The 14,747-nt window shown below is 74.7% G+C and carries 12 protein-coding genes and 1 riboswitch; of the genes, 9 read left to right on the forward strand and 3 right to left on the reverse strand.

Annotation, left to right across the window (positions count from 1 at the left end):
- Positions 1-47: 47 nt before the first annotated feature.
- Positions 48-1,646, reverse strand: a complete 1,599-nt coding sequence (locus ABZ716_RS08140; RefSeq protein ID WP_351890884.1) for an ABC-F family ATP-binding cassette domain-containing protein — start codon at positions 1,644-1,646, stop codon at positions 48-50.
- A gap of 221 nt (positions 1,647-1,867) precedes the next feature.
- Between ABZ716_RS08140 and ABZ716_RS08145 the strand changes: the two genes are divergently transcribed.
- Together ABZ716_RS08145 and ABZ716_RS08150 are read left to right on the forward strand one after the other, a co-directional pair.
- Positions 1,868-2,758: a neutral zinc metallopeptidase gene (locus tag ABZ716_RS08145; protein ID WP_358957516.1), complete on the forward strand. Its 891-nt coding sequence runs from the start codon at positions 1,868-1,870 to the stop codon at positions 2,756-2,758.
- Positions 2,759-2,827: 69 nt separating this feature from the next.
- A complete protein-coding gene (locus tag ABZ716_RS08150; protein ID WP_351890880.1) occupies positions 2,828-3,223 on the forward strand; it encodes a VOC family protein in 396 nt (131 codons plus the stop codon).
- 58 nt (positions 3,224-3,281) lie between these two features.
- Here ABZ716_RS08150 and ABZ716_RS08155 read toward each other — a convergent pair whose 3' ends face one another.
- The gene (locus tag ABZ716_RS08155; protein ID WP_351883628.1) at positions 3,282-4,598 is read right to left on the reverse strand and encodes a hypothetical protein; all 1,317 of its coding nucleotides are present in this window, start codon (positions 4,596-4,598) and stop codon (positions 3,282-3,284) included.
- Positions 4,599-4,752: 154 nt separating this feature from the next.
- Positions 4,753-5,883 (reverse strand): hypothetical protein, encoded by a 1,131-nt coding sequence (locus ABZ716_RS08160; RefSeq protein ID WP_358957519.1) that lies wholly within the window; start codon positions 5,881-5,883, stop codon positions 4,753-4,755.
- Between the two features lie 298 nt (positions 5,884-6,181).
- Here ABZ716_RS08160 and ABZ716_RS08165 point away from each other — a divergent pair, with 298 nt between their 5' ends.
- From ABZ716_RS08165 to ABZ716_RS08195, 7 genes are all read left to right on the forward strand, one after another.
- On the forward strand, positions 6,182-7,441 hold the full coding sequence (locus tag ABZ716_RS08165; protein WP_358813868.1) for an inorganic phosphate transporter: 1,260 nt from the start codon (positions 6,182-6,184) through the stop codon (positions 7,439-7,441).
- Between the two features lie 28 nt (positions 7,442-7,469).
- Complete coding sequence (locus tag ABZ716_RS08170) at positions 7,470-7,691, forward strand: hypothetical protein (RefSeq protein WP_358813867.1); 222 nt, start codon at positions 7,470-7,472, stop codon at positions 7,689-7,691.
- Between the two features lie 183 nt (positions 7,692-7,874).
- Positions 7,875-7,961: riboswitch (cobalamin riboswitch) on the forward strand.
- A gap of 58 nt (positions 7,962-8,019) precedes the next feature.
- The gene (locus ABZ716_RS08175; protein WP_358957521.1) at positions 8,020-8,982 is read left to right on the forward strand and encodes a cobalamin biosynthesis protein; all 963 of its coding nucleotides are present in this window, start codon (positions 8,020-8,022) and stop codon (positions 8,980-8,982) included.
- Positions 8,979-10,502: a cobyric acid synthase gene (locus ABZ716_RS08180; protein ID WP_358957523.1), complete on the forward strand. Its 1,524-nt coding sequence runs from the start codon at positions 8,979-8,981 to the stop codon at positions 10,500-10,502. Before ABZ716_RS08175 ends, ABZ716_RS08180 begins: the two co-directional genes overlap by 4 nt.
- Positions 10,503-10,584: 82 nt before the next feature.
- On the forward strand, positions 10,585-12,696 hold the full coding sequence (locus ABZ716_RS08185) for a putative cobaltochelatase (protein ID WP_358957526.1): 2,112 nt from the start codon (positions 10,585-10,587) through the stop codon (positions 12,694-12,696).
- Positions 12,696-13,295, forward strand: coding sequence for a cob(I)yrinic acid a,c-diamide adenosyltransferase (gene cobO, locus ABZ716_RS08190; protein WP_007263394.1), 600 nt, complete (start codon positions 12,696-12,698; stop codon positions 13,293-13,295). The genes ABZ716_RS08185 and cobO overlap by 1 nt, the downstream gene beginning before the upstream one ends.
- Positions 13,289-14,731: a cobyrinate a,c-diamide synthase gene (locus tag ABZ716_RS08195; protein ID WP_358957529.1), complete on the forward strand. Its 1,443-nt coding sequence runs from the start codon at positions 13,289-13,291 to the stop codon at positions 14,729-14,731. Before cobO ends, ABZ716_RS08195 begins: the two co-directional genes overlap by 7 nt.
- Positions 14,732-14,747 lie beyond the last annotated feature (16 nt).

The raw sequence follows: 14,747 nt of genomic DNA on the forward strand, positions 1-14,747 counted from the left end.
CTGCGCCGAATGATCCATACGGGACGGGACCGGCCCGGCGCGGGGGCTCAGGCGAGGGCGACGAGGTCCCGGTAGTCCGGGCCCCACAGGTCCTCGACCCCGTCCGGGAGCAGGATGATCCGCTCCGGTTCCAGGGCCTCCACGGCGCCCTCGTCGTGGGTGACGAGGATGACGGCGCCCTTGTAGGTGCGCAGCGCGCCGAGGATCTCCTCGCGGCTGGCCGGGTCGAGGTTGTTGGTGGGCTCGTCGAGGAGCAGCACGTTCGCGGAGGAGACGACCAGGGTGGCCAGGGCCAGACGGGTCTTCTCGCCGCCGGAGAGGACGCCCGCGGGCTTGTCCACGTCGTCGCCGGAGAACAGGAAGGAGCCGAGCGTCTTGCGCACCTCGACCAGGTCCAGATCGGGGGCGGAGGAGCGCATGTTCTCCAGGACCGTGCGCTCCGGGTCGAGCGTCTCGTGCTCCTGGGCGTAGTAGCCGAGCTTGAGGCCGTGGCCGGGGGTGACCTGGCCGGTGTCGGGCTGCTCGGCGCCCGCCAGCAGGCGCAGCAGGGTGGTCTTGCCGGCGCCGTTGAGGCCGAGGATGACCACGCGGGAGCCCTTGTCGATGGCCAGGTCGACGTCGGTGAAGATCTCCAGGGAGCCGTACGACTTCGACAGGCCCTCGGCGGTCAGCGGGGTCTTGCCGCAGGGCGCCGGGTCCGGGAAGCGCAGCTTGGCGACCTTGTCGGAGGCGCGGACGGCCTCCAGGCCGGAGAGCAGGCGCTCGGCGCGCTTGGCCATGTTCTGGGCGGCGACGGTCTTGGTCGCCTTGGCGCGCATCTTGTCGGCCTGCGAGTTCAGGGCCGCGGCCTTCTTCTCGGCGTTCTGGCGCTCGCGCTTGCGGCGCTTCTCGTCGGCCTCGCGCTGCTGCTGGTAGAGCTTCCAGCCCATGTTGTAGATGTCGATGACCGAGCGGTTGGCGTCGAGGTAGAAGACCTTGTTGACCACGGTCTCGACGAGGTCGACGTCGTGGGAGATCACGACGAAGCCGCCGCGGTAGTTCTTCAGGTAGTCGCGCAGCCAGACGATCGAGTCGGCGTCGAGGTGGTTCGTGGGCTCGTCGAGGAGCAGGGTGTCGGCGTCCGAGAAGAGGATCCGGGCGAGCTCGACGCGGCGGCGCTGACCGCCGGAGAGGGTGTGCAGCGGCTGGCCGAGGACCCGGTCGGGCAGGCTCAGGGCGGCCGAGATGGTCGCGGCCTCGGACTCGGCCGCGTACCCGCCCTTGGTGAGGAACTCCGTCTCCTGGCGCTCGTACTGGCGCATGGCCTTCTCGCGGGTGGCGCCGGAGCCGGTGGCGATGCGCTCCTCGTTCATCCGCATCTTCTTGAGCAGGACGTCGAGGCCGCGGGCGGAGAGGATCCGGTCGCGGGCCAGGACGTCGAGGTCGCCCGTGCGCGGGTCCTGCGGGAGGTAGCCGACCTCACCCGAGCGGGTGATGGTGCCGCCGGCGGGCTGGCCCTCGCCGGCGAGGCACTTGGTGAGGGTGGTCTTGCCCGCTCCGTTGCGGCCGACGAGGCCGATGCGGTCGCCCTTGGCGATGCGGAAGGAAGCGGACTCGATGAGGACGCGGGCGCCGGCGCGCAGCTCGATGCCGGTGGCGGTGATCACGGAAATACTCCAGGGCGGTATGGACGGCGGAAGAGGCTGGCGGGACGCGCGTTCTTCGACGCCGCTAATCCGCGAGGAGATTTGCCATGAAGCCATTCTAACGGGGGTGCGCAACCACTTTTCGAGCCCCGGCCCTCATCCGTTCGGCCCAGGGGTCGCTCCGGGCGGGCGGGGCACGTATCAGGATGAAGGGGTTGGCCACGCGTGGAGGGCGGTGGGACATGCAGTTCGACGACGACGCCGATCTGGACACGTCCGAGGTCAGGGACGAGCGCGGCAGCCGCGTCCCGGGCGGGCGGGCCACGATCGGCGGTGGGGTGGTCGGGCTGATCGCGCTGGTCCTGGGGCTGCTCTTCGGGGTGGGGCCGGACGAGCTGGGGCTGTCCGACGGCAGTCCGCAGCCGGTCGCGACGAGTTCCTCGGCCGCGCAGGTACAGCAGAGCTGCAGGAAGGGCCGTGACGCCAACACCCGCGAGGACTGCCGGCTCGTCGCCGTGGTGAACAGCACACAGGACTACTGGCGGCAGGAGTTCCAGCGGCGCGGCGGGAAGTACGTCCCGGCGTCGACGGTCTTCTTCTCCGGCCAGGTGAACACCGCCTGCGGGGCGGCCACCAAAGCGGTCGGCCCCTTCTACTGCCCCGCCGACCGGCAGGTCTACCTGGACCTGGGCTTCTTCGAGGACCTCCGGAGCAAGTTCGGGGCGACGGGCGGCCCCTTCGCCCAGGCGTACGTGATCGCCCACGAGTACGGGCACCACATCCAGAACCTGACGGGGACGCTGGCGCGCTCCCAGAACGGCCAGACGGGCGCCAACAGCAACGCGGTGAAGGTCGAGCTCCAGGCCGACTGCTACGCCGGGGTGTGGGCGCACAACGCGACGCGGACCCCCGACGAGTCCACGGGGCGGCCGCTGATCACCCGCCTCACCGACGACGACATCCGGGACGGGCTGGACGCGGCCGCCGCGGTGGGCGACGACCGGATCCAGGAGAGGTTCCAGGGGCGGGTCGCCCCGGAGTCCTGGACCCACGGCTCGGCGCAGCAGCGGCAGCAGTGGTTCTACCAGGGCTACCGCACGGGCGACATGGCCCAGTGCGACACCTTCCGCTGAGTGTCGGCGGCGCCTGCCATGCTGTGACGTGGATCACTTGGGTCATCGTCACGAGAGGGAGTGATCGTCATGGCAGGCGTTCCGTCCATCTGTCCCACGCTGCTCTACCGCGACGCGAAGGGGGCCATCAAGCTGCTGACCGAGGCGTTCGGGTTCAGCCAGGTCGCGGTCTACGAGGGTGAGGACGGCTCGGTGATGCATGCCGAGCTGGCGTACGGCGACGGTGTGGTGATGCTCGGCAGCAAGGGCCGGGGCGGCAGCTTCGACAAGATCATGGAGAACGCCGGGCCCGCCGGTGTCTACGTGGTGGTCGACGATGTGGACGCCCACCACCTGCGGGCCGTCGAGCACGGGGTGGAGATCCTGGCGCCGCCCACGGACCAGGACTACGGCTCCCGGGACTACATGGCCCGGGACGGCGAGGGCAACGTCTGGAGCTTCGGCACGTACGCCCCCCAGCTCTGACCCGGCGCCGCGCGCCCGCGCCCCCGGCGCAGGGGCGGGCGCGCGGCGGGGCCGGGGCTCAGGCGCCGCCGGTGTGGACCTGGAACGCGGCCCGCCGGACGGCCTTGGCCAGGGCCGGGTCGGGGTGGGCGGCGGCCAGCGCGACCAGGACCTGCACGGTGCGCGGGTGGCCGACGGCGCGGACCTCGTCCAGCAGGCGGGGAACGGTGGTGCGGACGGCGGAGTCGAGGTGGCGGGCGAGCAGCTCGGCCTCGCCGTGGTCGGCGATGGCGGCGGCCGTGTCCACCCAGAGCCAGGTGGATTCCTCGGGCGTGAGGACCTCCTGGGCGTCCTCCGGGTCCACCCCGTCGTGCTCGGCGAGCCAGAGCAGGGCGTAGGGGCGCAGGGCCGGCTCCCGTACGGCCGCGCGCACCTCGGGCTCGGCGGGGGCGCCGACCACGCGCAGGGCCTCGAAGGCGAGGCCCCGCAGCAGCGCGTCCTCACCGCGGGCGGCCTGGAGCAGCTCGCTGACGGCGTGGCCGACGGGCCGGGCGGCGAGCCAGGCCCGGTACTCGGCGCGGGCCGGGCCGGGGGTGAGCCGGGCACAGCCGTGCAGCATGGCGGCGGCGGACTGCTCGATGTTCCCGGCCGGGCTCTGGGCGGCGACGCAGATCTGTTCCAGCTTGACCCAGACGGCCCAGCTGCCGAGCGGGGTGAGGGCGGCCTGGGCGGGGCCGAGGGTGACGGCGTCCACGGCGGCGAGCCCGCCCAGCGCCCAGCGCAGCAGGCGGGCGAGCGGGAGGGGGCGCGGCTCGGCGGTGTCCGCGGCGGGTTCGGCGTCGTAGGGGACCTCGCAGCGCTCGTCGCGCAGTTCGGTGACCCGCTGCCCGAGGAGGTCCAACAGGTCCGGGACGGTCACCGGGCCGGCGGACAGCTGGAGCAGGGAGAGCAGCTGGGGCATCGCCTCGACCACCTCGGCGACGGCCGAGGGGGTGATGTCGGCGGGGGCCGGATGGACGAGGGACCAGGCGTCGAAGAGGGCGACCCAGCCGCGCAGTACGGCGGTGTCGTCCCGGTCCCAGGCCCGCAGCCGCCAGCCGGGCCGGGCGTGGCCGCCGTGCACCTCGACCAGTCCGGAGAGCCGGGCGCGGTCCCAGCCGACGCGGATCTGGCCGTGCGTCAGGCACAGCTCCGCCGCCGCCCGTTCGACGTCGGCGGCGGGGAGGGCGCCGGCGGGGGCGGGGCGTCCGCCCTCCCCCGTGCCGAGGTTGACCTCGGCCCAGCGGGCCAGCCGTACCGCGTCGGTCAGGGAGGCGCGGGCCCGGTTCGCCAGGTCTGCCGTGGCGGGGGTGCCCGCCGGCGGCCGGGTGGCCGGCCGGGTTCGCCGGTCGGTCACCGCCTTGCGCGCCGTGGCCACGGAGCGCGGGGAGACGAGTCGGAGTCTGGAGTCGCGAGCCAACTGCTCATCAGGCTTTCGGGACGTCACGGAAGCAGTCTCGCCCGTCATTGGCCGAAAGCCCAAACGGAACGGGTCATTTCCCGCTGGAGGGTCACATGAGCGGGGTCAGGAACCGCCGCAGCGCCTCCTCGTAGCGGCCCGGGTCGGCGTTCCACATCGCCCCGTGGGCGGCGTCGCGGACGGTGTGCAGGGTGGCGAGGTCGGGGCGGGCGGCGGCGATCCGGCGGGAGGGCTCCCAGGGGGCGAGGGTGTCGTCGGGCCCGTGGAAGAGCAGGACGGGGACGCGCAGCGCGCCGGGGTCCGCGAAGGGCGCCCGGTGGTCGGCGCGCAGCCCGGCGCGGCTCTCGGCGGCCCGGACGGCGAACGGCACCAGCGGGGCCGGGGTGTGGCGGGCGGCGAGGAGGTTGCGGAGGGTGGTGTGCCAGTCCAGGACGGGTGAGTCGAGCACCATCCCGGCGATCCGGCCGGCCAGGGCGGAGCGCTCGGCGGCGCGTACGGCCATGGCGGCGCCGGTGGACCAGCCGTGCAGGACCACGCGCCGGGCCCCGTAGCGCACGGCGTAGCGGATGGCGGCGTCAAGGTCCCGCCATTCCGATTCGCCGAGGTGGCCCAGGCCGTCCGGGGAGGCGGGGGCGCCGAGGTCGCCGCGGTAGGCGAGGGAGAGCACCGGGATGCGGAGGGCGTGCAGGAAGGGCATGACCACCATCGGGTGCTCCCGGCCGGCGCCGAGCCCGTGGACGGTGATCACCCAGGTCTCCCGGGCCCCCGGCACGAACCAGGCGGGGAGGGGGCCGAGCTCGCCGGGGACGTCCACGTCGGCGTGCTCCAGGCCGAGGGCGGTGCGCGGGTTGCCGCAGTGGACCTGCGGGGTGAGGGTGACGCGGGTGCCGGGTTCGAGGGCGCCGTGGGTGACGCGCAGGAGGCGGCGCACGACGGTGGCGGGGTCGTGCGGGACGCCGTCGAGGACCGGTCCGACGGCGGCGTGCACCCCGGGCGCGATCAGCCCGTGGACGCCGGGGCGCAGGGAGCCCAGCGAGCGGGTGAGCACCACCTGGTCGCCCTCGGCGGAGTGGACGCTGAGGCGGGGGCTGCCGGGCAGGGGGTGGCCGGGCTCGGGCCTGAGGGCGGCGTCGGCGGCGTACCGGCCCGCCAGGACGGCGGCCGCTCCGGCACCGATCAGGGTCGTCGTGACGGCCGCGGCCGTCGCAGTGGCGGTACGCACCGCTCCAGTGTCGGTGCGTGAGGCCGGGGCGGCCACCGGAGGGCGCTCCCGGCCGTGCAGTGATCTACCTCTCTTTACCGTCGCCGAGGGGGGCCGCAACGAGCCCGCGACCGTGCTCGGAAGGTTCCGTTTGCCCGGTGCTGACGTGCATGAATGGCGATAACTACGAAAGAATCGGGACGAAGGGCCTGATGGGAGGCGCTCCGGGGACACCGGCCCGCCCCGGCCAGTTCATCTTCCGTTCACCCAGGTTGCCTACGGTCGCCGAACCACTGACGCCAAACAGAAGCCTGGGTAAATGGAGCACATAACGCTTCTCCTCGGGATCGTGATCATCACCGCTCTCGTGTTCGACTTCACGAACGGTTTCCACGACACAGCCAACGCGATGGCGACCACCATCTCGACCGGCGCTCTCAAGCCCAAGACCGCGGTGGCCATGTCCGCCGTGCTCAACCTCGTCGGCGCGTTCATGTCCGTGGAGGTCGCCAAGACGATCTCCAAGGGCCTGATCAACGAAGAGGGCATCCAGCCCGAAGTGATCTTCGCCGCGCTGGTCGGCGCGATCCTCTGGAACCTGGTCACCTGGCTGGTCGGGCTGCCCTCCAGCTCCTCCCACGCCCTGATGGGCGGCCTGATCGGTGCCGCGGTCGCCTCGGCCGGCCTCGGCGCGGTCAACGGCAGCGTGGTCGTCACCAAGGTGCTCATCCCGGCCGTCGCCGCGCCGATCGTGGCCGGTGTGGCCGCGATGCTGGCCGCCAAGCTGACGTACCGGCTGAACGGCAAGGTGGGCGCGAAGACCTCCGCCAAGGGCTACAAGGCGGGCCAGATCGCTTCCGCCGGTCTGGTCTCCCTGGCGCACGGCACCAACGACGCGCAGAAGACGATGGGCATCATCACCCTGGCCCTGGTCGCCGGCGGCGCCCTCGCCCCGGGCTCGAACCCCCCGGTCTGGGTCATCGTCTCCGCCGGCACGGCGATCGCGCTGGGCACCTACCTGGGCGGCTGGCGCATCATCCGCACCCTGGGCAGCGGTCTGACGGACCTGCACCCGCAGCAGGGCTTCGCCGCCCAGACCTCGGCCGCGAGCGTCATCCTGGCCTCCTCCCACCTCGGCTTCTCCCTCTCCACCACCCACGCCTGCTCCGGCGCGGTGATGGGTGCGGGCCTGGGCCGCAAGGGCGGTGTGGTCCGCTGGTCCACCGCCACCCGCATGTTCGTCGCGTGGGGCCTGACCCTGCCGGCCGCCGCCCTGGTCTCCGCGGGAGCCGAGCTGGTCATGCGTACGGGTGACATCGGCGTCGTCGCCGTCGCGCTCTTCCTGGTCGCCTCCTGCGTGGCCATCTGGCTGATCTCGCGCCGCCAGGTCGTCGACCACACCAACGTCACCGAGGCCGGCGCCGACGAGCCGGGCGTGGTCACCACCGCCATCGCCGCCGTGACCGTCCCCCCGGCCGCCGGCACCACCGCCGCGGTGACCGACGAGGACCTCAAGGCCACCATCCCGGCCGCCACGGCGACCGCGGCGACCCCGGCGGCTCCGGCCGCCGCGGTCTGATCCCGAGAACGACAGGGGAATCGGCAGTATGAAGATCGACTGGGCAGCACTGGGCTCCGTCTTCGGGGTCAGCCTCACCGCGACCGTCGCCCTCGTGGCCCTCTTCAGCCTGGGCCTGGTGGGCCTGTCCAAGCACGAGGCCGCCACCGAGCAGGGCGGCGCCGCAGCCCTCGCCCGCAGCGGCGCCTACGCCTGCTTCGCGCTCTGCGCGGCGGCCGTGGCCTACGGGATCTACCTGATCGTCGCCTGAGACCACCGGTCCCGGCGCGGCGGCACCGCGTACGAAGCTCCCCCCGGGAATCCGGGGGGAGCTTTCGCGTACCGGCGGTCCCCGGCATCCCGCCGGTCGCCCCCCGTCCCACCGCAGGTCAACGGTAAGTTGACGGGCGTTCGCGGGGCGTGGTGGACTGCCCGAGCCATCACGGCGGCATGGAGAGGAAGTCCGGTGCGAATCCGGCGCGGTCCCGCCACTGTCACCGGGCAGCGCACGCGGCGCGTGCGCCCCGGGAGCCAGGAACTCTCGCCGCCGGACACGTCGAACCAGGGCGCGGACCCTGAGTGAGGACATACCTGCCACCATGCGTGCCGACCGCGTCTTCGCGTACGGCGTCACGGCGGGCCTGATCGGCGACCGGATCCTCGGGGATCCGCGCCGTGGGCACCCCGTGGCCGCCTTCGGACGAGCCGCCGCCGCCGTGGAGCGCGCCCTGTGGCGCGACGACCGCGCCCGGGGCGTCCTGCACACCCTCGTATGCGCCGGAGGCGCGGCCGCCGTCGGAGCGCTGGGCGCGCGCGCCGTGCGCTCCCGGCCCGCCGCCGCCCGCATCGCCCTGACCGCCGCGGCCACCTGGGCCGTCGTCGGCGGTACCTCCCTCGGCCGTGAGGCCCGCGCCATCGGCGGGGCGCTCGCCGCCGGGGACACCGAGGTGGCCCGCGAGCGCCTCCCCCACCTGTGCGGGCGCGACCCGCAGGCCCTGGACGGGCAGCAGATGGCCCGGGCCGTCGTGGAGTCGGTCGCGGAGAACACCTCGGACGCGGTCGTCGGCGCCCTGGTGTGGGGCGCCGTCGCCGGGGTGCCCGGGCTGCTCGCCTTCCGCGCCGTGAACACCCTGGACGCGATGGTGGGCCACAAGTCGCCCCGCTACCTGCGCTACGGCTGGGCCTCCGCCCGGCTGGACGACCTCGCCGGCTGGCCCGGGGCCCGGCTGACGGCGCTCGCCGCCGTGGCCGCAGGTCCCGACCGACGGGGGGCCGTACGGGCCTGGCGCGCCGACGCCGCGGCCCACCCCAGCCCCAACGCCGGCCCGGTCGAGGCGTCCTTCGCCGGGGCGCTCGGCGTCCGGCTGGGCGGGACCCTCTCCTACGCGGGACGGGCCGAGCACCGGGCCGTGCTGAACGGCGAGCGGGGGCGGCCGGTCGAGGTCGCGGACATCGACCGGGCGGTGCGGCTGTCGCGCCGGGTGACCTGGCTGGCGCTGGGCGCCTGCGTGGCCGTCCGCTGCGCCGTGGCTGCGGCGAGGACGAAGAGGGGACGGGCATGAGCGGCGGTACGAGGCGCGGCGGGGGTCTGCTGGTCGCGGGGACGACGTCCGACGCGGGCAAGAGCGTGGTCACGGCGGGCATCTGCCGCTGGCTGGTCCGCCAGGGGGTGAAGGTGGCCCCGTTCAAGGCGCAGAACATGTCGCTGAACTCCTTCGTGACCCGTGAGGGGGCGGAGATCGGCCGGGCACAGGCGATGCAGGCCCAGGCCGCCCGGGTGGAGCCGACCGCGCTGATGAACCCGGTCCTGCTCAAGCCCGGCAGCGACCGCAGCAGCCAGGTGGTGCTGCTGGGCAAGCCGGTGGGCGAGATGAGCGCCCGCGGCTACCACGGGGGCCGCCAGGAGCAGTTGCTCGGCATCGTCACGGACTGCCTGGAGCAGCTGCGGGGCACGTATGACGCCGTGATCTGCGAGGGGGCGGGCAGTCCGGCCGAGATCAACCTGCGCCGGACCGACATCGTGAACATGGGCATCGCGCGGGCCGCGCGGCTGCCGGTGGTGGTGGTCGGCGACATCGACCGGGGCGGGGTCTTCGCCTCCTTCTTCGGGACGACGGCCCTGCTGTCGCCCGAGGACCAGTCGCTGATCGCCGGGTACCTGGTCAACAAGTTCCGCGGTGACGTGTCCCTGCTGGAACCCGGGATGGAGATGCTGCGCGGTCTGACGGGCCGGGCCACGTACGGGGTGCTGCCCTTCCGGCACGGGCTGGGCATCGACGAGGAGGACGGCCTGAGGGTGTCGCTGCGGGGCGCGGTCCGCGAGTCCGTGGTGGCCCCGCCGGTCGGTGAGGACGTGCTGCGGGTCGCGGTGTGCGCGGTGCCGCTGATGTCGAACTTCACCGACGTGGACGCGCTCGCGGCCGAACCGGGCGTGGTGGTGCGGTTCGTGGACCGGGCCGAGGAGCTGGCCGACGCGGACCTGGTCGTCGTCCCGGGGACGCGGGGCACGGTGAAGGCGCTGGAGTGGCTGCGCGAGCGCGGGCTGGCCGAGGCGCTGGCCCGGCGGGCCGCCGAGGGGCGTCCGGTGCTGGGGGTCTGCGGCGGCTTCCAGGCGCTGGGCGAGCACATCGAGGACGAGGTCGAGTCGAAGGCGGGCTCGGTGGCGGGCCTGGGGCTGCTGCCGGTGCGCGTGCGCTTCGCCGCCGAGAAGACCCTGGAGCGGCCGGCCGGCACGGCGCTGGGCGAGGAGGTCTCGGGGTACGAGATCCACCACGGGGTGGCCGAAGTCCTGGGCGGCGAGCCCTTCCTGGACGGGTGCCGGGTCGGGTCGGTGTGGGGTACCCACTGGCACGGCTCGCTGGAGTCCGACGGCTTCCGCCGGGCGTTCCTGCGGGAGGTCGCCGCGGCCGCCGGGCGCCGATTCGTCCCGGCCCCGGACACCTCGTTCGCCGCGCTGCGGGAGGAACAGCTGGACCTCCTCGGGGACCTGATCGAGGAACACGCCGACACCGCCGCGCTGCTGCGCCTGATCGAGGACGGCGCCCCGTCGGGGCTCCCGTTCCTCCCCCCGGGCGCCCCGTGAGGGCCGCACCGGCCGCGCGGGCGGCCGTTCCCGCCCCCGCCTCCGCCCGCACGCATCCCCGTACAGAAGGAGTGAGCCCCGCATGAGCACCCCCTACCCGTTCACCGCAGTGGTCGGCCAGGCCGACCTGCGGCTGGCGCTTCTGCTCAACGCCGTGAGCCCGGCGGTCGGCGGTGTGCTCGTGCGCGGTGAGAAGGGGACCGCCAAGTCCACCGCCGTGCGCGCGCTCACCGCCCTGCTCCCGCACGTGGACGTCGTCCCCGGCTGCCGGTTCTCCTGCGCGCCGGCCGCGCCGGACCCGGCCTGCCCCGACGGGCCGCACGAGGCCGGTCCGGCCGCGGAGCGCCCCGCCCGGATGGTGGAGCTGCCCGTCGGCGCCTCCGAGGACCGCCTCGTGGGCGCCCTCGACATCGAACGGGCCCTCGCGGAGGGCGTGAAGGCGTTCGAGCCCGGCCTGCTGGCCGACGCGCACCGCGGGATCCTGTACGTCGACGAAGTGAACCTGCTGCACGACCACTTGGTGGACGTCCTCCTCGACGCGGCCGCGATGGGCGCCTCGTACGTGGAGCGCGAGGGCGTGTCGGTGCGCCACGCGGCCCGCTTCCTGCTCGTGGGCACGATGAACCCCGAGGAGGGCGAGCTGCGGCCGCAGCTGCTCGACCGGTTCGGGCTGACCGTGGAGGTCGCCGCCTCGCGGGAGCCGGCGCAGCGCGTGGAGGTGGTGCGCCGCCGGCTGGCGTACGAGGACGATCCCGCGGGCTTCGCCGGCCGCTGGGCCGCCGACGAGCGGGAGGTCCGCGCCCGGATCGTGGCCGCGCGGGCGCTGCTGCCGCAGGTGGCCCTCGGGGACACCGCGCTGCTCCAGATCGCCGCGACCTGCGCCGGGTTCGAGGTGGACGGGATGCGCGCCGACATCGTCATGGCCCGCACGGCCACGGCCCTGGCGGCCTGGGCCGGGCGGACCTCGGTCCTGAAGGAGGACGTCCGGCAGGCCGCCCTGCTGGCCCTCCCCCACCGCCGCCGGCGCAACCCCTTCGACGCGCCCGGACTGGACGAGGACAAGCTCGACGAGATCCTCGACGGCTTCCCCGACGAGGACCCGGAGCCCGAGCCGGACCCGGAGCCGCACGGCCCGGACGACGGCGGGAGCGGCCCCGACGGCAACGGCGGCGGGGACGGCGGCAACGGCGGCGGGGACGGCGGCGGGGTGCCCCCGCAGGGCGGCGGCCCCGAGACCGGGCACGCCCCCGACACCCCGCAGGAGGCCCCCGAGGCGCAGCCCTCCGCCCCCCGGGGCGGGGCCGGCGCGGCCGAGCAGGCGGCCGTGGCCGCCACCGAGCCGTTCCGCACCCGGATGCTGAGCGTGCCCGGGCTGGGCGAGGGCGCGGCCGGCCGGCGCTCGCGGGCCCGTACCGCGCACGGCCGCACCACCGGCGCGCAGCGCCCCCGGGGACAGCTGACGAAGCTGCACCTGGCGGCCACCGTGCACGCCGCCGCCCCGCACCAGAAGGCGCGCGGCCGCTCCGGGCGCGGGCTCCTCGTCCGCAAGGACGACCTGCGGCAGGCGACCCGCGAGGGCCGCGAGGGCAACCTCGTGCTGTTCTGCGTCGACGCCTCCGGCTCGATGGCCGCCCGCCGGCGGATGAGCGCCGTCAAGGGCGCGGTGCTCTCCCTGCTGCTCGACGCCTACCAGCGCCGCGACAAGGTCGGCCTGATCACCTTCCGCGGCGCGGACGCCGAACTGGCGCTGCCGCCCACCTCCTCGGTGGAGGCGGCCGCCGCCCGGCTGGAGAAGCTGCCGACCGGCGGCCGGACCCCCCTCGGGGCGGGGCTGCTCAAGGCCCGCGAGGTGCTGCGCGTCGAGCGGCTGCGGGACCCCTCCCGCCGACCGCTGCTCGTGGTCGTCACCGACGGGCGGGCCACCTCGGCCGGGTCCGCCGGCGGCGACCCGCGCGAGCTGTCGGGGCGCAGCGCCCGGCTGCTGGCCGCCGAGGGCGTCACCTCGGTGGTCGTGGACTGCGAGTCCGGGCCGGTGCGGCTGGGGCTCGCCGCCGCGCTGGCCGCCGATCTGGCAGCGCCCGCCGTGACCCTGGACGGGCTGCGGGCCGACTCGCTGGCCGGGCTCGTCAAGAACGTACGTACCGCAGTGACCCACACTGCGTCATCCAACAGCGTCTCCAGGAGGGCCGCGTAATGCCGCAGGGACAGCCGACCGTCGTTCCCGACGACGGGCTCACGACGCGCCAGCGCCGCAACCGCCCGCTCGTCTTCGTCCACACCGGGCCGGGCAAGGGCAAGTCGACGGCCGCCTTCGGGCTGGCGCTGCGTGCCTGGAACCAGGGCTGGCCGATCGGGGTGTTCCAGTTCGTCAAGTCGGCCAAGTGGAAGGTCGGCGAGGAGAACGCGCTGAAGGTGCTGGGCGCCTCCGGCGAGGGCGGGTCCGTCGTCTGGCACAAGATGGGCGAGGGCTGGTCCTGGGTGCAGCGCGACGCGCAGCTCGACAACGAGCAGGCGGCGAAGGAGGGCTGGGAGCAGGTCAAGCGCGACCTGGCCGCCGAGACGCACAAGCTGTACGTGCTCGACGAGTTCGCCTACCCGATGCACTGGGGGTGGATCGACGTGGACGAGGTGATCGAGGTGCTGCGGGACCGTCCCGGCACCCAGCACGTGGTGATCACCGGCCGCAACGCCCCGGAGAAGCTGCTGGAGTTCGCGGACCTGGTCACCGAGATGACCAAGGTGAAGCACCCGATGGACGCCGGCCAGAAGGGCCAGAAGGGCATCGAGTGGTGACCTCGTCCCGAGTGCCGCGGCTGGTCATCGCCGCGCCGTCCTCCGGCAGCGGCAAGACCACCGTGGCGACGGGCCTGATGGCGGCCTTCGCGGAGCGCGGCCTGGCCGTGTCCCCGCACAAGGCCGGGCCCGACTACATCGACCCCGGCTACCACGCGCTGGCCACCGGCCGGCCGGGGCGCAACCTCGACGCCTTCATGTGCGGGCCGGAGCTGGTGGCCCCGCTGTTCGCGCACGGGGCCGCCGGCTGCGACCTGGCGGTGGTCGAGGGCGTGATGGGGCTCTACGACGGGGCCGCGGGGCGGGGCGAGCTGGCCTCGACGGCGCAGGTGGCGAAGGTGCTGCGGGCGCCGGTGGTGCTGGTGGTCGACGCCTCCTCGCAGTCCCGGTCGGTGGCGGCGCTGGTGCACGGCTTCGCCTCCTTCGACCCCCAGGTGCGGCTCGGCGGGGTGATCCTGAACAAGGTCGGTTCCGACCGGCACGAGGCCATGCTGCGGGAGGCCCTGGAGGAGGCGGGGACCCCCGTCCTCGGCGTGCTCCGGCGGGCCCCTCAGGTGGCGACCCCGTCCCGGCACCTGGGCCTGGTCCCGGTGGCGGAACGGCGTTCCGACGCGCTGGCGGCGGTGGCCGCGCTGGCGGACCAGGTCCGCTCGGGCTGCGACCTGGACGCCCTGCTGGCGCTGGCCCGTACGGCTCCGCCGCTGGAGGCCCTGCCCTGGTCCCCGGAGGCGGCGCTCGCGTCCGCCGCGGGGGCGGTGGCGACCGCGGCGACCGCCGCGGAGCCGGGCCGGGGGCGGGCCGGTGGGACGGCGCCGCTCATCGCCGTCGCGGGCGGCCCCGCGTTCACGTTCTCCTACGCCGAGCACGCCGAGCTGCTGCGTGCCGCCGGGGCGGAGGTGGTCACCTTCGACCCCCTCCACGACGCGGCGCTCCCCGAGGGCACGAGCGGGCTCGTGATCGGCGGCGGCTTCCCCGAGGTGTACGCCCCGGAGCTCTCGGCGAACGAGCCGCTGCGCACGGCGGTGGCCGCCTTCGCCGAAGCCGGCGGCCCGGTCGCGGCGGAGTGCGCGGGCCTGCTCTACCTGGCGCGTTCCCTGGACGGAAAGCCCATGTGCGGGGTGCTCGACGCCGACGCCCGGATGTCGGAGCGGCTCACGCTCGGCTACCGGGAGGCGGTGGCGATCTCGGACAGCCCGCTCGCGGCGGCCGGCACCCGGCTGCGGGGACACGAGTTCCACCGGACGGTGGTCGAGCCGGGCGCCGGGGCGGCGCCTGCGTGGGGGTTCACGCACCCCGAACGCCGCGTCGAGGGCTTCGTCCGGGGCAGCGTGCACGCCAGCTACCTGCACACGCACTGGGCGGCGCAGCCGTCCGTGGCCGCCCGGTTCGCGGCGGCCGCGGCGGACTTCGCGGCGGCTCCAGCGGCCCGCCCGTGACCCCGGAGGGCCGTGT

It is taken from the genome of Streptomyces sp. NPDC006687 (assembly GCF_040636215.1).
Classification (GTDB): Bacteria; Actinomycetota; Actinomycetes; order Streptomycetales; family Streptomycetaceae; genus Streptomyces.